This window comes from Enterobacter asburiae (assembly GCF_001521715.1).
Classification (GTDB): Bacteria; Pseudomonadota; Gammaproteobacteria; order Enterobacterales; family Enterobacteriaceae; genus Enterobacter; species Enterobacter asburiae.
Genome location: NZ_CP011863.1, coordinates 2,974,436 through 2,994,901, shown reverse-complemented (window position 1 = coordinate 2,994,901; position 20,466 = coordinate 2,974,436). Strand labels below are relative to the sequence as shown.

Genomic DNA, 20,466 nt, shown 5'->3' with positions numbered 1-20,466 from the left:
TGTCTTCTCTGTCGCCAAATTCTACCACAGATTGTGATTGACAGCAACTATCTATTTCTGATATAAAGAGCACTAATCGCAAAGCAAGAATGCAACGCGTTGAAAGTTAACAAAAATATTTCACGAAATCACCGTTTGGGTATTGACAAACGTTAGTGAAATAGTGTACTATGGTAAGTATGAAGGGGAGAAAACCTTCTGAACTTTTCAGCCCTGGGCGGGGTAACTGCTTGGGGTTTTTTGCATCCAAAATCCGGGTAATGACTCCAAATTATTGATAGTGTTTTATGTTCAGATAATGCCCGATGACTTTATCATGCAGCTCCACCGATTTTGAGAACGACAGCGACTTCCGTCCCAGCCGTGCCAGGTGCTGCCTCAGATTCAGGTTATGCCGCTCAATTCGCTGCGTATATCGCTTGCTGATTACGTGCAGCTTTCCCTTCAGGCGGGATTCATACAGCGGCCAGCCATCCGTCATCCATATCACCACGTCAAAGGGTGACAGCAGGCTCATAAGACGCCCCAGCGTCGCCATAGTGCGTTCACCGAATACGTGCGCAACAACCGTCTTCCGGAGCCTGTCATACGCGTAAAACAGCCAGCGCTGGCGCGATTTAGCCCCGACGTAGCCCCACTGTTCGTCCATTTCCGCGCAGACGATGACGTCACTGCCCGGCTGTATGCGCGAGGTTACCGACTGCGGCCTGAGTTTTTTAAGTGACGTAAAATCGTGTTGAGGCCAACGCCCATAATGCGGGCGGTTGCCCGGCATCCAACGCCATTCATGGCCATATCAATGATTTTCTGGTGCGTACCGGGTTGAGAGGCGGTGTATGTGAACTGTAACTGCCATGTTTTACGGCAGTGAGAGCAGAGATAGCGCTGATGTCCGGCAGTACTTTTACCGTTACGCACCACCCCGTCAGTAGCTGAACAGGAGGGACAGCTGATAGAAACAGAAGCCACTGGAGCACCTCAAAAACACCATCATACACTAAATCAGTAAGTTGGCAGCATCACCACCTGTAAGAACGTATTACTTTCTTCGTTAAAATCTAGCTGACCCGCGATAAAAATGAGTGGGAAGATTTGTGTAAAAGCAGGGGCAATCAATAACAGAGGCAGCCAGTTCCTGACGGCGTTTTTCTGCAAATATTTTACATCACGCGTATCATCAACATCCTTATATGACTGAACGTTGAACATAAGCTTGTAGCATAAGCCATACGATGCGGCCAGTATTATTGCTATCGCTAAGGCAAGAACGATAAAACCATTTACATGCAGAAAAAATTGTAAGCAGAACGCTCCGATAAGCACAACGCACATCACAACGCTATTACCAAAACAGACTGAGGTAAAGCTATGTGTCAAACCTTCGTATTTAACAAACTCTTTCTCATGTGCGGTGTAAATTAAGTAAGCAAGGAAAGATGAGATAAAAATGACAAGGCTGAAGCCAAGTAGTGAGACAAGGGTAAACCCAAATATTATTCCTACTGCACTACTCACGCTCAATGCATCATATAAAATATCAAGCCGGTCAATATTCGCAAGATAGAACCATATAACGCTAAATGTACAGGCTGTGACAAATGAAGAGGATGTTAAAATAGCGATGATAAACTTTCGAGTTAGCCGCTTATGAAACTGGATATTCATCTTATGTAGTCTCCCTTTGAAATGAAGGAATACTAGTCACAAGGGAGAGGGAGTTCTACGCTCAAATTTGGTATGTCCGGAAGTGCATATTCAGGCTGACGCCTTCTGGCGTCAGCCCCGGGAACTTACAGCGACTTCACAAACGCCAGCAGGTCTTCGTTGAGCTGGTCCTGGTGGGTCAGCGCGAAGCCGTGCGGCGCGTTGTCGTACACCTTCAGCGTGGCGTTTTTGATCATCTCCGCCGCCAGCTTGCCGGTACTTTCAAACGGCACGATCTGGTCGTTGCTGCCGTGGATCACCAGCGTCGGCACGTCGATTTTCGCCATATCCGGGCGGAAGTCGGTTTCGCCGAACGCGGTCACGCAGTCGATGGTGCCCTTCAGCGACGCCAGCAGGGCGATGTTCAGCGTCTGGGTCAGGGCACCGGCGGAAACGGTCTGCCCGGCGTTGATGCCGTAGAACGGGGTGGCGAAGTCGCTGATGAACTGGGCGCGATCTTTACGCAGTCCGTCGCGAATGCCGTCGAACACGCTCTGATCCACGCCCTGCGGGAAGGAGTCGGATTTGCCGAAGATTGGCGTCACCGCGCCCAGCAGCGCCAGACCGGCCACGCGCGCGCTGCCGTAGTTGTTGATGTAACGGGTCACGTCGCCGCCGCCCATGGAGAAGCCCACCAGCGTCACGTCCTGCAGGTCCAGGGTGACGATCAGGTCGTTGATATCGGACGCAAAGGTGTCGTAGTCGTAGCCGTTCCACGGCTGATCGGAGCGGCCAAAGCCGCGACGGTCAAAGGCGATGGCGCGGAAGCCGCGCTCCGCCAGGTAGTTAAGCTGGCTGTCCCACATGTCGCCGTCCAGCGGCCAGCCGTGGCTGAAGAGAACCGGTTTGCCCGCGCCGCCGTCCTTGTAGTAAATCTGCGTGCCGTCTTTTGCCTTAAACGTTGCCATAGTGTGTTCCTGTGCAGGTGATGATTATGGTTATACCGGCGCGACCAGGTAGCGAATAGCCGGTGATGTTGTGCCCTGATGAAAAGCCAGAACGCGGCTCTGCAGCAGGAGGTCATTCATGGTGTGGCGCTCCTGCTGGCGCAGATGCTCAATCCAGGAGCCCATCAGGAAGGTCTCGATAAACAGGCCGGGACGTTCGATATCCTCGTATACCGCCCAGCTCATCGCCCCGGCGCGGCGGCGCACCCGACGCAGCTCGTGGACCACCTCCAGAAAGGCCTTCGTGTTCTGCGGGTCGATGATGTACTCGTGCGATACCAGCACCGGGCCGCGCTCGTTCGGCAGGTCAATCTCCACGCCGTCCAGCGGCTGGCCGCTGAGGTCGAGGTTCAGATCCGGATCTTTCCCCAGCTTCCAGCGGAACACGGTGGCGCTTGCCAGCACCATCCCCAGCGTGGCGACAACCAGCGAGGTCGGGGTGCCGAAGCGGGAAGCGATCTGCCCCCAGATGGCGCTGCCCGCGGTCATCGAGCCGAAGAACACCGTCAGGTAAACCGCCAGCGCGCGGGCCTTCACCCAGCGGGCGGCGCTGCGCTGCGCGCCGAGATTAAGGGTGGAGAGCACCGCAATCCACGCGAAGCCGGTGAAAAACTCAAACAGATTCAGCAGCCAGACGTGGCGCACGAACGCCAGCGCCAGCATGGTGAGGGCAAAGGTCAGGCTGGCGGCCACCATCAGGCGATCGGCGTTCAGCCGCTGGCGCAGGCGCGGCAGCAGGATCGCCCCGGCAATCGCCCCCAGGCCAATGCACGCCAGCATCACGCCGTAGCCCGCCGGGCCTAGGCCCAGCTCGCGGCGCGCCACCAGAGGCAGCAGGGCCCAGCCCGCGCTGCCGAAAACGAAGAAGGCCACGGTGCGCACCAGCACGTTGCGCAGCACCGGCGCGGCGTGCACGTAGCGAATCCCGGATCGCACCGCCGAGAAGAAGTGCTCCGGCGGCAGACGCTGAATGGACGGCGCCGGACGCCAGCGCCACAGCACCCACGCCACGCCCACCACGGACAGCGCGTTCAGGGCAAACACCATCCACGGCCCGGCGAGCGAGAGCAGAAAACCGCCCAGCGCCGGGCCAATCGCCCGGCTGATGTTCACCCCGAGCGAGTTCAGCGACACGGCGGCGCCCAGCTCCGGCTTGCTCACCAGATCGGGCACCACGGCCTGGAACGGCGGCGAGCTCATCGCCGCTCCCACGCTCAGAAGAAACGTCGCCACCAGCAGAACGGTGGGGGTGACGTGTCCGGTGAAGGAGAGCACCGTCAGCCCGGCGGCGGCGATGAACACCCACAGCTGGGAGAAGAGCAGGTATTTACGTCGGTCGACGATGTCCGCCATCACCCCGGACGGCAGGGCGAAGAGGAACATCGGCAGGCTACTGGCCGCCTGTACCAGCGCGATATCCAGCGGGTCGGCGCTCAGGGTCAGCATGCTCCAGTTGATGCCGACGTCGCTCATCCATGAGCCGACGTTAGAGACCACCGTGGCGATCCACAGCATGCGGAACACCGGCTGGCTCAGCGGCTGCCAGGGAGAAACCGTCGATGCGGGCGTCGTCTCGACGTGTGCGTCGCGAACGTCGTTAACCTGGGTCATGCGAACCTCTCCGCTGCCTTACGCTGCAGCCGCCACTGGCCCGGCCCGGTGAGGGCGAGGGTGGTGAAGATAATCAGCAGCAACCAGCCAAACTGCCCTTCGGCAATCGACCAGTTCGGGTGGACCGCCAGCATCGCCACCAGCAGCACGGCGATAATCGGCAGGCACGCCAGACGGGTGTACACGCCCGCAATGATAAACAGCGGGCAGATCACCTCGGCGACAATCGCCGGGATCAGGCTGGCGTAAGGCCCGAAGCCGAACGGATCTTCAATGCGCGTCAGCTCTTCGCTGAAGTGCAGCACCTTCGGCAGGCCGTGCACGTACAGCAGCAGCAGGCTGCCGGTGAGGCGCAGGAAAAACAGCCCCAGGTCGACCCGGGGCGGAGCAAAGGTGTTTTTCATCAGAATGCAAAGCAGCTGCAGCCCAGCGCCCCCCAGAAAGCGTTATCGTCGGACACCGGCATCTCTGACGTGCGGGCGAAATCATGCTGGTGGCTGTGAACCCCGCACGGCCCGCTGCAGTGGTGGACGGCGCTCATCCCGACGCGGGCGGCCTGCGGCGGCGCGCTGCGGTAGTGGCCCGGCACCTTCACCACCGGGGACCACTCGGGCAGGACCGGAATGGCAGGCGGCGCGAGCGGGCCAAAGCTGCCTGCGGCGTAAACGATGTCGCCGTTGACCACGGTCAGGACGGACTCGATGCCCTTGATCTCCTCTTCCGGCACGCGGAAGTAGTCTTTGCTCAGCACCGCCAGATCGGCGAGCTGACCGACCTTAATCTGCCCCTTCTGGTTCTGCTCGCTGGAGAACCACGCGCTGCCCTGGGTCCAGAGCATCAGGGCGGTATCGCGGTCCAGACGGGCGCTGTGGTCGTACATCTGCATCCCGCCGACGGTGCGGCCGGAGACCAGCCAGTAGAGCGCGGTCCACGGGTTGTAGCTCGCCACGCGGGTGGCGTCCGTCCCTAAGCCCACCGGCACGCCGGTCTCGAGCATTTTCGCCACCGGCGGCGTGTGGCGGGTAGCTTCGATGCCGTAGCGCTCGGCAAAGTATTCCCCCTGGAAGGCCATGCGGTGCTGGACGGCAATGCCGCCGCCGAGCGCTTTGATGCGGTCGATGTTGGCCTGGGTAACGGTTTCCGCATGGTCGAAGAACCAGTGCAGGCCGTTGAACGGAATGTCGCGGTTCACCTTCTCGAAGACGTCCAGCATGCGGCTGATGGATTCGTTGTAGGTGGCGTGCAGGCGGAACGGCCAGCGGTGCTCCACCAGATGGCGCACCACGCGCTCCAGCTCGTCCTCCATGCCCGGCGCGAGGTCAGGGCGCGGCTCGAGGAAATCTTCAAAATCGGCGGCGGAGAAGACCAGCATCTCGCCCGCGCCGTTGTGGCGGAAGAAGTCGCTGCCCTGGCCCGGCGTGAGCATGTCGGTCCATTTTTCAAAGTCTTCCAGCTCGTGGCCCGGACGCTGGGTAAACAGGTTGTAGGCGATGCGGATGGTCATCTGCTTTTTCTCGTGCAGCTCGGCAATCACCTCGTAATCTTCCGGGTAGTTCTGGAAGCCGCCGCCCGCGTCAATGGCGCTGGTCAGCCCCAGGCGGTTCAGCTCGCGCATGAACTGGCGCGTGGAGTTGACCTGCTGCTCCAGCGGCAGCTTCGGCCCTTTGGCCAGCGTGGCGTAGAGGATCATGGCGTTCGGACGGGCAATCAGCATCCCGGTCGGGTTGCCGTTGGCGTCACGCTGGATCTCCCCGCCCGGCGGGTTTGGCGTGTCTTTGGTGTAGCCGACCACCTTCAGCGCGGCGCGGTTGAGCAGGGCGCGGTCATACAGGTGCAGGATGAAGACCGGGGTGTCAGGCGCGGCGTCGTTGATTTCGTCCAGGGTTGGCATGCGGCGCTCGGCAAACTGGAACTCGGTCCAGCCGCCCACCACGCGCACCCACTGGGGCGACGGCGTGCGCAGGGCCTGCTCTTTCAGCATCCGTAGGGCGTCGGCCAGCGACGGCACGCCTTCCCAGCGCAGCTCGAGGTTGTAGTTCAGCCCGCCGCGGATCAGGTGCAGGTGCGAGTCGTTCAGGCCGGGGATGGCGGTGTGGCCTTTTAAGTCGACTACTTTGGTGCCTTCGCAGTGGTGTTGCATCACCTCCGCGACGGTGCCCACTTCCAGAAATTTTCCGTCGCGCACGGCAACGGCTTCCGCGACGGGGTTCTCGCGATCGACGGTGTGAAACTGGCCGTTAACCAGAATGAGATCGGCTTTACCGAGGGTAACCATAAACTGCTCCTGACTGAGAGGGGAATGGTCAGGATTATGGGAACCGGTTTCGGCAAAGATCCAGTTATACAATAGGATAGGTATACCAAAGTATAACTATACCTAAGGTTAACTATACGAAGAGATAATTACACGCAGGGACGGAAAACCGCAGGATGAGGGTGACTTTATCGTCGCGGCGCTCGCGGCGATTTCACCCTTAACCACTGGAAAATGCTATGACCTCTTCAAAGCTCGAAGTGTTAACCCCTGCGAACTGTCAGATCATCTTTATCGATCACCAGCCTCAGATGGCGTTTGGCGTGCAGTCTATTGACCGTCAGGTGCTGAAAAACAACACCGTGGCGCTGGCGAAAGCGGCTAAGGTGTTCAACATCCCGACCATCATCACCACCGTTGAGACCGAAAGCTTCTCCGGTAACACCTATCCGGAGCTGCTGGACGTGTTCCCGGGCCAGGACATTCTGGAGCGTACCTCCATGAACTCCTGGGACGACCAGAAGGTGCGCGACGCGCTGCAGGCCAACGGCAAGAAGAAGGTGGTGGTTGCCGGTCTGTGGACCGAAGTGTGCAACAACAGCTTTGCCCTGTGCGCGATGCAGGAAGGCGACTACGAAATTTACATGGTGGCGGACGCGTCCGGCGGCACCTCCAAAGAAGCCCACGACTACGCGATGCAGCGCATGATCCAGGCGGGCGTGATCCCGGTGACCTGGCAGCAGGTGATGCTGGAGTGGCAGCGCGACTGGGCGCGTAAAGAGACCTACACCGCGGTGATGGATATCGTGCGCGAGCATTCCGGCGCGTACGGCATGGGCGTCGATTACGCCTACACCATGGTGCACAAAGCGCCGTCTCGCCAGAAGAGCGAGCACCGCACCTTAGCGCCGGTCCCGGCTCGCTAAGTTCCGCTGGCGGGCTGGTCCCTCATCCGGCTCGCCGCTGCCTCTTTCTCTGGAGTTCACAATGAGTACTGGGCTGATATCCCTTGCGGCAGGCGTGTTGATTGGCCTGATGTATGCCGTGCTGAAGGTACGCTCCCCCGCGCCGCCCGCGCTGGCGCTGATTGGCCTGCTGGGGATGCTGGCGGGTGAACAGGCGACGCGCCATCTGTTATCCCGCGACGGCGCGCCGCCGCCTCCGGTGACCGTTCCGCAGGCCAAATCGCAGACGGGAGCGTCGTCATGAAAGCATGGATAATTTCGCTGGTGTGCGGCGTGGTTGCTGGGGTAATTTACGCCCTGCTCGACGTGCATTCCCCGGCGCCGCCGGTTGTCGCCCTGCTTGGCCTGTTTGGCATGCTGGTGGGCGAACAGCTCATCCCGGTGGGACGGCGTTTACTGAGTCGCGAACCGCTTACCCTCGCCTGGTTTCGTCACGAATGCGTGCCGAAAATCAGCGGCACGGCGCCTCCTGCGCCCGCGAAGGACGATCGCGACGTTTAATGATTTACCAGAGGAAAGACAGCATGACGCTGCCGTGGCGCATTGCCATCATTGATGACGAACGTTCCGTCCGCAGCGGGCTGAGTAATCTCCTGGAGTCGGAAGGCTATGCCGCCGATACGTTTGATTCGGCAGAGGTATTTCTGAGCCATCCGCTCGCCCTGTCCGGCGCGGCGCTGGTGATTGCCGATATCAAGCTGCGGGGCATGAGCGGCCTGGAGCTGTTTGAGAGGCTCCGGCTGCTGGCCGTACCGCCGCCGCCCGTGATCTTTATCTCCGGTCATGCTGATGAAAATATGCAGCGGTACGCTCTTAATCTGGGCGCCGCTGCATTTTTGCGTAAGCCCATTAACATCGATATTCTGCTGGATCATATTCAGCGGGAGATGGCCCGCCGACAATAAGGATCGCGGATGAACGAACACGAGCAGCCTGCATTCTGGCCCGCCCAGGGGAATCTTCACCAGGGGCGGGTTTTTGTCCTTAAAGAGGATGTGATTTTTACCGTGCTGGCACAGGAGGGCGGAATCGCCTGGATGCACGCGCGACATCCCCATTCCGGCGGCTCGTTCATTATCGCCACCGCGGTGAGCGACGAAGAGGAAGAGCGGGCCACCCGGCTGCTCAAAAACGAGTTTGCGCTGCGCGACGTGCTGCAGGACTGCTGGGCCATCCGCGCCGTTGCCTCCACCCAGTACCGGGGGCGCTTCGCGCTGGTGTACGCCCCGTTTTCGTTTGAGCTGCTGGCGCGGCGCGCGGGCAGGGCGATCTCGGGCATCACGCGCTTTCTCGAGATGGCGATCCAGATCTGCGTTCCCCTGCGCCAGATGCACCTGCAAAACCTGATCCACGGCGATATCAAGCCCGGCAGTATTTTTGTTCATCACGATGCCACCTGCCGTCTGGGCAGCTTTGGCCTTTCCAGCAGTCTCTCCGATGCCGTCACCCAGACCCGGCTTGCCGTTTCAGGCGGTACGCCCGCGTATATGTCGCCGGAGCACACCACCCGCACCCAGCGCCCCGTCGACGGCCGCAGCGATCTCTACAGCCTCGGCATGGTGCTGTATGAGCTCCTGACCGGACGCCTGCCGTTTGAGCTGGGGGAGAACGATCGGGACAACTGGGCGCACTACCATATTGCCTCGGCGCCGCTGGCCCCGGACGCGATCCGCCCGGACGTGCCGGGAATGCTGTCGACCATCATCCTGAAGCTGCTGGAAAAGCATCCCGATAACCGCTACCAGACGGTCGACGGGCTGATTGCCGACCTTCGCCGCTGCCAGGCGACGCTGACCTGCGAGGGCGAGATCGTCGCCTTTACCCCCGGCCAGCAGGACCGCACCCCGGCGATCCATCTGGCGGACTCCCTGTTCGCGACGCATCCGCAGGCGAACGACGTCGTGGCCGCGTTTGAGCGGGTGGGGCAGAGCCTGGTGCCGGAGCTGGTGACGATCGGCGGGCCGTCGGGGATCGGCAAGTCCTCAATTATCGCGACGGCGCTTAAAACGCTGCAGCAGCGTACGGTGCTGCTGGCGGTGGGCAAAGTCGACCAGTTTTCTCCGTCGCTGCCCTATGGCGTATTAAGCTCCGCGTTCCGCACCCTGACGCTGCACCTGCTGGGGCTGCCCGCAGAGGACGTGGCGAAGTGGAAAATCCGCCTGTCTCGCGCCCTGGAGGGGCACGAGGCGCTGGCCGTCAGCCTGGTGCCCGAGCTGGGCCTGCTGCTGGAAAGCAAGCCGCGCTTCTCGGCGGATACGTTTTCTATTGATGCCCGGGCGCGCTTCAGCCATATGGTGCTGGCGCTGGTAAAAACCTTTGCCTCGCAGGGCTGCCCGCTGGTGCTGGTGCTCGACGATCTCCAGTGGAGCGACGCCGCCAGCCTGCATACGCTCAAATATCTGCTGATGAACTGCGGCGCTGTTCCCCTGCTGGTGGTGGCGGCCCACCGGGATATTAGCGCCGTGCCCGACGCCGCCCTGCAGGCGCTGCTGGCAGGCCTGCCGGAGGCGGCGCAAAACGCGAGTGAGATTGTCCCGCAGGCGCTTTCCGTGAAAGCGGTGGCGCGCTGGCTGGCGACGGTATTTCGCACCCGCAGCGCGGCGACGACCGATCTCGCCACGCTGATCCACGAGAAGACGGGCGGCAACCCGCTCTTTGTGCACGAGTTTTTCCGCCGCATCGTTGATGACGGCCTGGTGGTGCACAACAAATATCAGGACAAGTGGCACTACGATCTGCAGGCGATCCGCGCCAGGCATTACACCGAAAACCTCGTCACCCTGGTGCTGGAGCAGCTTGAAGAGCTGCCCGACGAGACGCGCCGCCTGCTGGGCAGCATCGCCTGCCTCGGCGGCACGGGCGAGATGGAGATGATCTGCCGCGTGGTCAGCATGTCGATGGCGGAAATGCGCTATGCGCTGCACCCGGCGGTGATGGCCCAGCTCATCGTGCTGACGGAAAAAAAGTACGCCTTCACCCACGACCGGGTGCAGGAGGCGGCCTTTGCGCTGCTGGAACGGCATGAGAGAAGCCATATTCACCTGACCACCGCCAGCCTGCTGGCCGACGCCGCGCGTCAGGCGGCGGGGAACGAGCTGCTGTTCCGTGCCGTTCACCACGTCACGGCTGCGCTGGACAGCATCCAGCCCGCGCCGCAGCGGGAGATGTTCCGCGAGCTGAGCCTGCTGGCCGCGCGGCGCGCGAAGCGTTCGGGAGATTACCTTTCGGCGCTCGGCTATATCCAGACCGCCAGAGCGCTGGGCAACGCCGGGACGGTGTCGGACTTTATGCTCGACATCGAAGAGGCGGGCTGCGAGTTTGCGCTGGGGCATCTGGAGCGCACCCGCGAGCTGTGTGACGCCATTCTCGGCTGCCCCGGCGGGCTGACCGAAAAGGCGCTGGCGGCCAATCTGCTGGTGGAGGTGTACATTCGCCAGTCGGACAGCCGTCTGGCGCTGGAGGCGGCGCTCTGCTGGCTGGGGATTTTTGGGATCCAGATTAGCCGCTATCCGGAAGATGCCGACTGCGACGAGGCCTGGGCGCTGTTTTGCAACCGCACGGCCGACGCGCCGCAAAGCCGCTATGCCCAGCTGTCGCGGATGGATAACCCGGAAACCGAAGCGGTGATGAACCTGCTCTACAGCGCCAGCATCTGCGCCAGCTTCATCTGCCCGCGCCTGCACTTTTTGCTGCTCTGCCGTATGATGCACCTGACCCTCGATCACGGCATTACCGGCGCCTCCACCACGGCGATGGCCTGGTTTGGCGTGCTGATTGGCCACCGCTACGCCGAATACCGCCTCGGGTTTCAGTACGGCACCCTGGCCCGCGAGCTGGTGAATCGCCACGGCTACGACGCCTTTGAAGCCAAAACCCTTCTGCCGCTCGACCAGCTCAGCGTCTGGACCCAGCCTTTATCGTTTACCATCGAGTGCGCGAAGGCCTGCTTTACCTCGGCGGTGACCCACGGGGATATGACGATGGCCTGCTTTGCGGCCTGCCACCAGGTGATTAACTTCCTCTCGCGGGGCGATCACCTGGACGGGGTGCTGACCAGCATCGATCGCGGCCTGGCGTTCGTGCGTAAAACCCACTTCCAGGACGTGGAAACCATTTTGATGGTCCAGCGCGGCTACGTTGAGTTTCTGCGTACGCCGGTCATCGGCACCTGGACCGCGTCGCAGGTGCTGCCGGAGGCGCTGCTTCCCGCGTCGCCGGAGCAGGCGCCGGAGAAGAACTCCACCATGCTGTTCTGGTACTGGCTGTATCGCGGCATGGCGCACTTTACCTGCGGCGAATATGCCGACGCGCAGGCGGATCTAGAGATGGCGGGATGGTACGCGTGGTCTGCGCCGGGCCACATCCATCTGCTGGATTACCATCTCTACAGCGCCCTGGCGCTGTCGCGTCAGCTGACGCCGGAGACCTTCTCGGCGAATCACCGCCGCAGCATTCACGCTCACTACGACAAAATCGCCCTCTGGGCGCGCGTTAATCCCGGTACGTTCGCGGATAAAGAGGCGCTGATCTACGCCGAAATCGTGCGTCTGGACGGGATGAACAGCATTGCGCTCGAGCAGTATGAGAAGGCGGTCCGGCTCTCCCGCGAGGGCGGCTTTAACCCGATCAACGCTCTGGCCCACGAGCTGGCGGGGCGCTTTGCGCTGGCCTGCGGCTACCCGACCGCCTCGGACGCGCACTTCCGCGGCTCGATTGCCGCCTGGGGCCGCGCGGGGGCGCAGGCCAAGGTGCGCCAGCTGGAGCAGGATTTCCCGCACCTGCTGGCCTCCGGGCAGGCCAGCGCCTACGACACGGTGGCATTCGCCCAGAACGAGACCATCCGCGATCTGCAAAGCGTCATCAAAGCCTCCCGCGCGCTGTCGGAAGAGATTAACCTTGAGCGCTTAATCGAAAACCTGATGACCATCCTGCTCGAACGCGCCGGGGCGCAGCGCGGCCTGCTGCTGCGCGTGAGCGAGAGCCTCATCCCGGAGATCGAGGCCAGCGCCTGGACCAGCACCGAGGGCGTGCGGGTGCGGATCCTGAAAGACGTGCCGACGGCGACCGACCTGCCGCTGTCGGTGCTGGCAGCGGTGATCCGCACCGGGCAGGAGATCCGCACCGGCAGGCCGGAGGAGTTCCATCCCTTCAGTCAGGATCCCTATCTGGTGACCTCGGGGGCGGCGGTCATGTGCGTCCCGATGTTCAAACAGGCGCGGCTGGTGGGCGTGCTGTACCTGGAAAACCGCCTGATGCCGGAGGTCTTCACCGCCGAGCACTCGCGCGTGGTGAGCCTGCTGGGCGCACAGGCCGCGGTATCCCTGGAGACGGCGCGGCTGTATGCCGAGCTGCTGGCGGAGAACATCCAGCGCCGAAGGGTGGAGAAAGAGCTGCGATCCAGCCAGACCTCGCTGATGCTGGGCGAGCAGATCAGCCACACCGGCAGCTGGCGCTGGGAGCTGGAGCAGGATCTGATGTTTGTCTCGGAAGAGTACGCCCGCATTCTCGGCCTGCCCGAGCGGCAAAAGATGATCTCCATGGCGGAGTTTTTGACCTTCGTTCATGAGGACGATTACGCCCGCATCAGCGCCATCGTCACCGAGAGCGTGCGCGACGGGCTCTCCATGCGCGCGGAGTTTCGGGTTAAGCGTACCGACGGCTCAACCCGCTACATCCTCGGGATTGGCGATCCTGTGGGCGTGGGCAGCGAGGTGAACGAGTATTACGGCATCATCACCGATATCACCAGCCAGCGCGCCGCGGAGGATGCCATGCGGGTCGCGCAGGCGGATCTGGCGCGGGTCTCCCGGGCCACCACCGTCGGGCAGCTGACCTCCTCCATCGCCCACGAGATCAACCAGCCGCTGATGTCGATCGTCTCGAACGCCGGGGCGAGCCTCCGCTGGCTCAACCGCGAGCCCGCCCGGCTGGATAAAGTGCGCGAAGGGCTGGAGGAGATCGCCGCGGAAGGCGCGCGGGCGGGGGAGATCATTCGCAGCATTCAGTCCCTGACGCGCAAGCAGGATCCCACCTTCTCGCGCATCGACATGCACTACCTGATCCACCATATCATCACGCTCTCGCGCAGCGAGCTGGAGCAGAGACACATTAGCGTTGATTATCTGTTAAAGGCGCAGGACAGCTTTATCACCGGCGATAGCGTGCAGATCCAGCAGGTGCTGTTGAACCTGGTGATGAATGCGGTAGAGGCAATGGCAGAGGTGAAGGATCGCGCCACAACCATTACCCTCAGCACCGCCAACGCGGACGGGAGAGTGGTCGTCGAGATCGCCGATACCGGGAGCGGCATTGAGCCCGAGCGGCTGGAGCAGATTTTTGACTCGTTCTACTCCACCAAGGCGCAGGGGATGGGGATGGGGCTGACCATCAGCGCCAGCATCATCGAGCGCCACTGCGGGAAGCTGAGCGCGCGCCGCCGGGAGCCGTACGGCACGGTGTTTGCGTTTGCGCTGCCGCTGGCGGCGCAGGAAGGGTAAAGGTTACTCCGCGGGCTGGCTATTGGTCAGGCGCTCAACGGCCCTGACCAGCTCCGCCACGGAGCGCACCTGCATTTTCTCCATCACGCGGCGACGGTGCACCTTCACCGTGATCTCGCTGACGCCCAGCTCGGCGGCAATCTGCTTGTTCAGCATGCCGCTTATCGCCAGCGTCAGCACCTCGTGTTCGCGCGGGGTGAGGGACATGTGGCGCTGCTTCAGGGCGTAGTGCTCTTTATTGCGCACGGCGTTGTGTTCCGCCAGCTCAAGCGCGGACTCGATGGCGTCGATAAGCGCGGTGGATTCGACGGGCTTGGTGAGAAATTCGTACGCGCCGCCTTTAATGGCGCGCACCGACATCGGGATAGTGCCGTGGCCGGTAAGAAAGATAATCGGGATCTCGCGCCCGCTGTCCTTTAGGGCGTCAGCCACCTCAAAGCCCGAGATGGCGGGCATTTGCATATCGAGGACCACGCACGACGGGAGCTCTTCAAAGCGGTGTTGAAGAAACGCTTCTGCCGATGAAAAGCCGACGGCGTTCAGGTCCGCCGAATCCAGCAGCCCGATCACGGACTGTCTGACCGCGTCATCGTCATCAACCACATACACAATGTGTTCCATTCACCGCCCCGGTGCTGATTTACATGTCGAGGATGCAAACAATCCCGCCGGTTACGTAAGGGACTGTTTATGCTGACTTTCATCTTAACACATTAACTATCATTATCATTTAACAATATGATAACCGTATGAAGATGAAGTATAGCTATACGTGACCGGGGCGGCTAAGCGACGAAACGCTGATTTTATGCACCCACAAGCTCGATGCGGTTGCCGTCCGGATCCGCAATTACCGCTTCATAGAAGCCGTCCCCGGTCATGCGCGGGGCGCTGAGCAGCGTGCCGTTTGCCTGCGCCCGCTCGGCCATCCTGTCGACCTGCGCTTTGCTGCCGACGTTGATGGCGATATGCGCCCAGCCGATAAACTCCGGGTGCGCAGGGGCGTCGGGCAGATCCGGCAGCGTCATCAGCTCGATGGTCGGCCCGTCATCCAGCGTAATAAAGTGTGATTCGAAACCGGGACGGTTTTTACTGACGTAGCGTTCGTTACTGCGGCCATTAAAAACCGTTTCCCAGAACTGAACCTGGGCGTTCAGGCTGCGGGTCCAGAGTGCGACATGGGCAATATTCATAAGCTCCCTCGTTATTTGTCTGTGAGGACTTTCACCGGTAAAACAGGCTACACTCTGGTTTTGAGCGCTACAAGCTGAGGAAATAACAATGCACTACACACTGAAAGAAAGCGACAAGGAAAAGGCGGAAGGGTCAAACGGCGCGGGCGCTCTGCAGCAAAAACTGCTGGAGTCCCGTTCGATTGTGATCTCCGGTGAGATCAACCAGGAGCTGGCGCAGAAGGTTATCACCCAGATGATCCTGCTGCAAAGCGTCAGCAACGATCCGATCAAGCTGTACATCAACAGCCAGGGCGGCCACGTGGAAGCGGGCGATACCATCCACGACTTCATCAAATTCATCCGCCCGGAAGTGCACGTCATCGGCACCGGCTGGGTGGCGAGCGCCGGGATCACCATCTTCCTGGCGGCGAAAAAAGAGCACCGCTACTCGCTGCCAAATACCCGCTTTATGATCCACCAGCCGCTGGGCGGCGTGCGCGGTCAGGCGACGGATATTGAGATCGAAGCGCGCGAGATCATCCGCATGCTGGATCGCGTGAACAAGCTGATCGCCGACGCCACCGGCCAGCCGCTGGAAAAAGTGAAAAAAGACACCGATCGCAACTTCTGGATGTCTCCGGCAGAAGCGCTGGACTACGGCATCGTGGGTAAACTGATTACCCATTATGACGAGCTGAAGCTGGATTAAGTTTTCGCGGCGTGTTTGAGTCGGGTGGCGGCTTCGCCTTACCCGACCTACACGCCCTCGTTTGACCCATGACAAGTTCCCCCTCCGCCTTCTTGCCTATAATCGCGCCTGTTTCCCCTCTCACTGGTGCTACCCATGGCGTATCAACTGAACCTGAATTGGCCGGAATTTCTTGAGAAATACTGGCAAAAACAACCCGTAGTGCTGAAAAATGCCTTCCCGAATTTTGTCGACCCGATTACCCCGGACGAGCTGGCAGGGCTGGCGATGGAGCCGGAAGTCGATAGCCGTCTGGTGAGCCATTTCAACGGCAAATGGCAGGCCAGCAATGGTCCGTTTGAGCACTTTGACGATCTGGGCGAAACCGGCTGGTCGCTGCTGGCGCAGGCGGTGAACCACTGGCATATGCCTGCCGCGGAGCTGGTGCGTCCGTTCCGCGTCCTGCCGGACTGGCGTCTGGACGACCTGATGATCTCCTTCTCCGTGCCGGGCGGCGGCGTGGGTCCGCATATCGATCAGTACGACGTGTTTATCATTCAGGGGATGGGCAGCCGCCGCTGGCGCGTGGGCGACAAGCTGCCGATGCGTCAGTTCTGCCCGCATCCGGCGCTGCTGCACGTCGATCCGTTCGAGCCGATCATCGACGAAGATCTGGCACCGGGCGATATCCTCTACATCCCGCCTGGATTCCCGCACGACGGCTTTACCCATGAGACCGCGCTCAACTACTCCGTCGGCTTCCGCGGGCCGAACGGTCGCGATCTGATCAGCAGCTTCGCCGATTACGCGCTGGAAAACGATCTGGGCGGCGAGCACTACAGCGATCCGGATCTGACCTGTCGCGAACATCCGGGCCGCGTGGAGCAGTACGAACTCGATCGCATTCGCCAGATGATGTTCGACATGATTAGCAAGCCGGATGATTTCACAAAATGGTTCGGCAGCTTTGTCTCGACGCCGCGCCACGAGCTGGATATCGCCGCCGCCGAGCCGCCGTACGCGCCGGAAGAGGTGCTGGACGCGCTGCAGGGCGGCGAAACGCTGTCCCGCCTGAGCGGCCTGCGCGTGCTGAACGTCAACGGCAGCTTCTTTATCAACAGCGAACAGCTGGAGACGGTAGACGCGAAGGCGGCGGATGCGCTGTGCCGCTACACCGAACTCGGTCAGGCCGAGCTGGGCGATGCGCTGAATAACCCGGCGTTTGTTGAAGAGCTTACCGGGCTGATTAACCAGGGATACTGGTACTTCGACGAATAGTGCGGCACGGTTTTCTCCCTCTCCCTGTGGGAGAGGGCCGGGGTGAGGGCATCAGGCCGCACTAGCCCTCCTCCATCGCAATAACAATCGCTTCACCCATCTTCTTCAACGCCTCGCGATTCTTCTCCGTCGGCGGAAGCGCCACGTTGATCCGCAGACAGTTGCGGTACTTCCCGGAGGCGGAAAACAGCGATCCGGCCGCGGCCTGGATCTTCAGCCGACACAGCTGCTTGCTGACGCACACCATGTCGACCTTCTCCGGCAGCTCAATCCACAGCAGGAAGCTGCCCTGCGGGCGCGTGACGCAAATCTCTGCCGGAAAATACTGCCGCACCCAGCAGGTGTAGGTTTCCATATTCTGCTGATAAATCTGACGCATACGGCGCACGTGGCGATGGTAATGGCCGTCGCGAATAAACGCCGCCACCGCCATCTGCGTGCCCGGCACGTTAAACCCGCCCGCGGCGTATTTCATGTGCATCACCCGGTCGTAATAGCGCCCCGGCACAATCCAGCCGACGCGCAGGCCCGGCGCCACGGTTTTGGTAAACGAACTGCAGAGGATCACGCGGCCGTCGATATCCATCGAATGAATGGTGCGCGGACGCGGGTACTCCGCCGCCAGCTCGCCGTAAATGTCATCCTCCACGATCACGATATCGTGCCGCTGGGCCAGGGCTAACACCTGCTTTTTTCGCGCTTCCGGCATGATAAACCCGAGCGGGTTATTGCAGTTGGGCACCAGGATCACCGCCTTGATCGGCCACTGCTCCAGCGCCAGCTCTAACGCCTCGATGCTGATCCCGGTCTCGGGATCGGTGGGAATTTCAATCGCCTTGATGTCAAACCCGCGCAGCATCTGCATGGTGCCGTGAAACGACGGCGATTCTACCGCCACGATATCTCCCGGCTTGCACACCGAGAGCAGGGCGATCGACAGCGCGCCGTGGCAGCCGTTGGTGATGACAATCTCGTTCGCCGCCACGGTCGAGCCGCCGTCCAGCATCAGGCGGGCGATCTGCTCGCGCAGCTCCAGGCGCCCGTCAAGCACGTCATAGCTCAGCATTTCGCCCGGATTATGCTGCGCGATGCGGCTCATCTCGCGCCACAGGGGCTTCAGGCTCGGCTGGTTAATATCCGGCGAGCCGCCGCCAAAGGAGATCATCTCTTTGTCGGCGCGGGCGTCCAGCAGCATCATCACCTCATCCCACTGGGTGACGTCCACGGGGCGCTGCACCGGTCGCGTCATGGCCGGAACCGGCGGCTGGGCCTTGCGCTGCGAGACAAAATAGCCGGAGCGCGGCTGAGGGGTGATCAGCTGGAGGTTTTCGAGGATCTGATAGGCCTGCTGTATGGTGCTGATGCTCACGCCGTGCTCCTGGCTCAGCGTGCGCACCGACGGCAGACGTTCGCCGCTGCGATACAGCCCTTGTTCAATGCGTTCTGCCAGAAGGTTGGCGAGATGTTGATAGCGCGTCATGCTGTATCCTTTGTTTTCACCATACAGATTGTAAAACCAGTACAGATTGCCGTAAAAATTGGCATGCAGATACTGTTTTAGCGGATCTGTATGTTAAACAAAAGGTGTTTTTGCATCTGTATTGCACAGGCCGATTTCCAGGATGATAACCCCACTGGTACAGTGAGGAGAGCATCATGGAATTCTATGAGAATCGTTCAAAACGTCCGTTCGTTGTGTTTGTCTGGATCGGCAAAACGATCTGCAACTGGTATCGCATCAACCGTACCCGCCGCATCCTGAGCCAGATGAGCGACGAGCAGCTCAAGGACGTTGGGCTGTCGCGGTATGATGTGTGAGCATAGGATTGCCCGGTGGCGCTACGCTTACCGGGCCTACGGGATCGAGTAGGCCGGGTAAGGCGTAGCCGCCACCCGGCGATTTCAGCTCAACAGCGCAAGCGTCTGCCGCTTCGGCCTTTCCAGTAAATCCAGCGCCTCCTGATACGACCGCACGTTGTTATAGCCCATCACCAGCCCGTAGCGTTTACCCGACCCGCGATACCACTCTGAAAGCGCATTCACCTGCAGCTGCTGTTCCTGCCAGCAGCGCGCCACTTCCCGGTCACCGCTTCCTCTGGTCAGAAACGCCACGATATGCATCCCGCCGTCGTTTTGCTCGGTGAAAAACAGATCGCCATACACCTCGCGCAGGGCGGCAATCATCCAGTCGCGGCGGGTCTGATACAGCGCGCGCATCTTTTTCAGGTGACGGAAAAAATGCCCTTCGTTGAGAAACGCGGTGAGGATCTTTTGCGTCAGCACCGGCTGGCCGCTGGTGGTAATGTCCGCGCAGTCGGTAAAGGCCCCGACGGTGCTGGCGGGCATTACCACGTAGCCCATGCGCAGCGACGGCATGATGGTTTTACTGAAGGTGCCCATAAAAATCACCCGGTCATGCTGGTCGAGACTTTTCAGCGACGGCAGCACTTTGCGGGTGTAGTGAAACTCCCCGTCGTAATCGTCTTCAATGATCCACGCCTCGTTCTGGCTGGCCCAGTCGAGCAGCTGCTGCTTGCGCGGCAGCGAGAGGGTGACCACCAGCGGGCTCTGGTGCGACGGGGTGACGATGGCAAAACGGGCGTCGCGATGGTGACGGAGCAGGTATTCCGTGTCGATACCTGAACGGTCGACCGGCACCGTGTGCAGGCGCGGCACGATCCGCTTGAGCAGCTGCTGGCCCATGAAATAGCCCGGATCTTCAAACACCACCTTGTCGCTGCGGCTGGCAAGGGTGTCGAGGATCAGCCGCAGGCTGCCGCTGTAGCCGCTGGTGATCAGCACCTGTTCGGCGCTGCAGGACAGCCCGCGTGAGATATTGAGATAGCTGGCGATGGCCTGGCGCAGCGGGTACCAGCCCAGCACCGGTGGGTTGAGCATCTCCTCCTGACGCATGGCGCGCGTCGCATGGCCCGCCAGCAGCAGCCATTTTTTATACGGAAAGCTGTCGAGGGCCGGGATGCCGGGGCGCAGAAACCCCGCCCGCTCGCGCTGGCTGATGAGCGATGCCGGAAGCGCACCGGTAGGCTGTTCCGCAGGGGCACTCTTATCCGGCAACAGCAGATCCGGGTTGACCCGCGTGCCGCGCGCGCCCTGGCTCACCAGATACCCTTCCCCCGTCAGAATGGCGTACGCCGTTTCGACGGTTTTACGCGCCACCTTCAGCTCTTCCGCCAGCATGCGGATGGCGGGCACCTTATCGCCCGGCTTCAGCACGCCGCGCGTGATATTGTCGCGATAGCGGGAATAAATCTCGTGATAGCCCGGCTTCATGTCCTACCTCGTTTCACGCTTTTTGTATCTTTTTACTATGTCATGAACGGCGTAGA

At 60.9% G+C, this 20,466-nt stretch carries 18 protein-coding genes; 8 read left to right on the top strand and 10 right to left on the bottom strand.

Annotation, left to right across the window (positions count from 1 at the left end):
* Positions 1-271 precede the first annotated feature (271 nt).
* From ACJ69_RS14470 to ACJ69_RS14445, 6 genes are all read right to left on the bottom strand, one after another.
* Positions 272-969, bottom strand: a protein-coding gene (locus ACJ69_RS14470) for an IS1-like element IS1A family transposase (RefSeq protein ID WP_103215986.1) whose coding sequence is annotated in 2 segments (ribosomal slippage) — positions 272-720 and positions 720-969 — 699 coding nt in all. Because the reading frame shifts where the segments join, the coding sequence is not laid out codon by codon here.
* Positions 970-1,002: 33 nt separating this feature from the next.
* The gene (locus ACJ69_RS14465) at positions 1,003-1,665 is read right to left on the bottom strand and encodes a hypothetical protein (RefSeq protein WP_059347237.1); all 663 of its coding nucleotides are present in this window, start codon (positions 1,663-1,665) and stop codon (positions 1,003-1,005) included.
* Between the two features lie 125 nt (positions 1,666-1,790).
* Complete coding sequence (locus ACJ69_RS14460) at positions 1,791-2,612, bottom strand: alpha/beta fold hydrolase (protein ID WP_059347236.1); 822 nt, start codon at positions 2,610-2,612, stop codon at positions 1,791-1,793.
* 30 nt (positions 2,613-2,642) lie between these two features.
* Positions 2,643-4,262, bottom strand: a complete 1,620-nt coding sequence (locus ACJ69_RS14455; RefSeq protein ID WP_059347235.1) for an MFS transporter — start codon at positions 4,260-4,262, stop codon at positions 2,643-2,645.
* Positions 4,259-4,666 carry a DoxX family protein gene (locus tag ACJ69_RS14450; protein WP_032642739.1) on the bottom strand — a complete coding sequence of 136 codons (408 nt, stop codon included), beginning with the start codon at positions 4,664-4,666 and terminating at the stop codon, positions 4,259-4,261. The genes ACJ69_RS14455 and ACJ69_RS14450 overlap by 4 nt, the downstream gene beginning before the upstream one ends.
* On the bottom strand, positions 4,666-6,537 hold the full coding sequence (locus ACJ69_RS14445) for an amidohydrolase (protein ID WP_059347234.1): 1,872 nt from the start codon (positions 6,535-6,537) through the stop codon (positions 4,666-4,668). The genes ACJ69_RS14450 and ACJ69_RS14445 overlap by 1 nt, the downstream gene beginning before the upstream one ends.
* Before the next feature lie 218 nt (positions 6,538-6,755).
* On the opposite strand from ACJ69_RS14445, the gene ACJ69_RS14440 reads away from it, so the two are divergent.
* The 5 genes from ACJ69_RS14440 (at position 6,756) to ACJ69_RS14420 (ending at position 13,978) form a co-directional block, all read left to right on the top strand.
* Complete coding sequence (locus ACJ69_RS14440) at positions 6,756-7,442, top strand: hydrolase (RefSeq protein WP_059347233.1); 687 nt, start codon at positions 6,756-6,758, stop codon at positions 7,440-7,442.
* A gap of 61 nt (positions 7,443-7,503) precedes the next feature.
* Positions 7,504-7,725 carry a DUF1427 family protein gene (locus ACJ69_RS14435; protein WP_029739325.1) on the top strand — a complete coding sequence of 74 codons (222 nt, stop codon included), beginning with the start codon at positions 7,504-7,506 and terminating at the stop codon, positions 7,723-7,725.
* Positions 7,722-7,982 (top strand): XapX domain-containing protein, encoded by a 261-nt coding sequence (locus tag ACJ69_RS14430; RefSeq protein ID WP_010427264.1) that lies wholly within the window; start codon positions 7,722-7,724, stop codon positions 7,980-7,982. The genes ACJ69_RS14435 and ACJ69_RS14430 overlap by 4 nt, the downstream gene beginning before the upstream one ends.
* A 23-nt stretch (positions 7,983-8,005) precedes the next feature.
* Positions 8,006-8,386 (top strand): response regulator, encoded by a 381-nt coding sequence (locus ACJ69_RS14425; protein ID WP_054830396.1) that lies wholly within the window; start codon positions 8,006-8,008, stop codon positions 8,384-8,386.
* A gap of 9 nt (positions 8,387-8,395) precedes the next feature.
* Positions 8,396-13,978, top strand: a complete 5,583-nt coding sequence (locus ACJ69_RS14420) for an ATP-binding protein (RefSeq protein WP_059347232.1) — start codon at positions 8,396-8,398, stop codon at positions 13,976-13,978.
* Between the two features lie 3 nt (positions 13,979-13,981).
* On the opposite strand, the gene ACJ69_RS14415 is transcribed toward ACJ69_RS14420, so the two are convergent.
* Together ACJ69_RS14415 and ACJ69_RS14410 are read right to left on the bottom strand one after the other, a co-directional pair.
* Entirely contained in the window at positions 13,982-14,599 is a 618-nt protein-coding gene (locus tag ACJ69_RS14415) for a response regulator transcription factor (RefSeq protein WP_054830339.1), read from the bottom strand.
* A 185-nt stretch (positions 14,600-14,784) separates the two neighbouring features.
* On the bottom strand, positions 14,785-15,171 hold the full coding sequence (locus ACJ69_RS14410) for a VOC family protein (protein WP_054830340.1): 387 nt from the start codon (positions 15,169-15,171) through the stop codon (positions 14,785-14,787).
* An 88-nt stretch (positions 15,172-15,259) separates the two neighbouring features.
* Here ACJ69_RS14410 and ACJ69_RS14405 point away from each other — a divergent pair, with 88 nt between their 5' ends.
* Entirely contained in the window at positions 15,260-15,862 is a 603-nt protein-coding gene (locus ACJ69_RS14405; RefSeq protein ID WP_024909504.1) for an ATP-dependent Clp protease proteolytic subunit, read from the top strand.
* Positions 15,863-15,997: 135 nt separating this feature from the next.
* Positions 15,998-17,119, top strand: a complete 1,122-nt coding sequence (locus tag ACJ69_RS14400) for a ribosomal protein uL16 3-hydroxylase (RefSeq protein WP_054830341.1) — start codon at positions 15,998-16,000, stop codon at positions 17,117-17,119.
* A gap of 61 nt (positions 17,120-17,180) precedes the next feature.
* Here ACJ69_RS14400 and ACJ69_RS14395 read toward each other — a convergent pair whose 3' ends face one another.
* A complete protein-coding gene (locus ACJ69_RS14395; protein WP_047646554.1) occupies positions 17,181-18,599 on the bottom strand; it encodes an aminotransferase-like domain-containing protein in 1,419 nt (472 codons plus the stop codon).
* A 176-nt stretch (positions 18,600-18,775) separates the two neighbouring features.
* On the opposite strand from ACJ69_RS14395, the gene ACJ69_RS14390 reads away from it, so the two are divergent.
* Positions 18,776-18,937 (top strand): DUF1127 domain-containing protein, encoded by a 162-nt coding sequence (locus tag ACJ69_RS14390; RefSeq protein ID WP_023334364.1) that lies wholly within the window; start codon positions 18,776-18,778, stop codon positions 18,935-18,937.
* A gap of 84 nt (positions 18,938-19,021) precedes the next feature.
* Here the strand turns inward: ACJ69_RS14390 and pdxR are convergent, their stop codons facing one another.
* Positions 19,022-20,410: a MocR-like pyridoxine biosynthesis transcription factor PdxR gene (gene pdxR / locus ACJ69_RS14385; protein ID WP_059347231.1), complete on the bottom strand. Its 1,389-nt coding sequence runs from the start codon at positions 20,408-20,410 to the stop codon at positions 19,022-19,024.
* Between the last annotated feature and the right edge of the window lie 56 nt (positions 20,411-20,466).

Bases quoted from the DNA above. Each gene is read 5' to 3' on its own strand.
- ACJ69_RS14465 (WP_059347237.1), bottom strand. From the start codon at position 1,665: ATGAATATCCAGTTTCATAAGCGGCTAACTCGAAAGTTTATCATCGCT.
- ACJ69_RS14460 (WP_059347236.1), bottom strand. From the start codon at position 2,612: ATGGCAACGTTTAAGGCAAAAGACGGCACGCAGATTTACTACAAGGAC.
- ACJ69_RS14455 (WP_059347235.1), bottom strand. From the start codon at position 4,262: ATGACCCAGGTTAACGACGTTCGCGACGCACACGTCGAGACGACGCCC.
- ACJ69_RS14450 (WP_032642739.1), bottom strand. From the start codon at position 4,666: ATGAAAAACACCTTTGCTCCGCCCCGGGTCGACCTGGGGCTGTTTTTC.
- ACJ69_RS14445 (WP_059347234.1), bottom strand. From the start codon at position 6,537: ATGGTTACCCTCGGTAAAGCCGATCTCATTCTGGTTAACGGCCAGTTT.
- ACJ69_RS14440 (WP_059347233.1), top strand. From the start codon at position 6,756: ATGACCTCTTCAAAGCTCGAAGTGTTAACCCCTGCGAACTGTCAGATC.
- ACJ69_RS14435 (WP_029739325.1), top strand. From the start codon at position 7,504: ATGAGTACTGGGCTGATATCCCTTGCGGCAGGCGTGTTGATTGGCCTG.
- ACJ69_RS14430 (WP_010427264.1), top strand. From the start codon at position 7,722: ATGAAAGCATGGATAATTTCGCTGGTGTGCGGCGTGGTTGCTGGGGTA.
- ACJ69_RS14425 (WP_054830396.1), top strand. From the start codon at position 8,006: ATGACGCTGCCGTGGCGCATTGCCATCATTGATGACGAACGTTCCGTC.
- ACJ69_RS14420 (WP_059347232.1), top strand. From the start codon at position 8,396: ATGAACGAACACGAGCAGCCTGCATTCTGGCCCGCCCAGGGGAATCTT.
- ACJ69_RS14415 (WP_054830339.1), bottom strand. From the start codon at position 14,599: ATGGAACACATTGTGTATGTGGTTGATGACGATGACGCGGTCAGACAG.
- ACJ69_RS14410 (WP_054830340.1), bottom strand. From the start codon at position 15,171: ATGAATATTGCCCATGTCGCACTCTGGACCCGCAGCCTGAACGCCCAG.
- ACJ69_RS14405 (WP_024909504.1), top strand. From the start codon at position 15,260: ATGCACTACACACTGAAAGAAAGCGACAAGGAAAAGGCGGAAGGGTCA.
- ACJ69_RS14400 (WP_054830341.1), top strand. From the start codon at position 15,998: ATGGCGTATCAACTGAACCTGAATTGGCCGGAATTTCTTGAGAAATAC.
- ACJ69_RS14395 (WP_047646554.1), bottom strand. From the start codon at position 18,599: ATGACGCGCTATCAACATCTCGCCAACCTTCTGGCAGAACGCATTGAA.
- ACJ69_RS14390 (WP_023334364.1), top strand. From the start codon at position 18,776: ATGGAATTCTATGAGAATCGTTCAAAACGTCCGTTCGTTGTGTTTGTC.
- pdxR (WP_059347231.1), bottom strand. From the start codon at position 20,410: ATGAAGCCGGGCTATCACGAGATTTATTCCCGCTATCGCGACAATATC.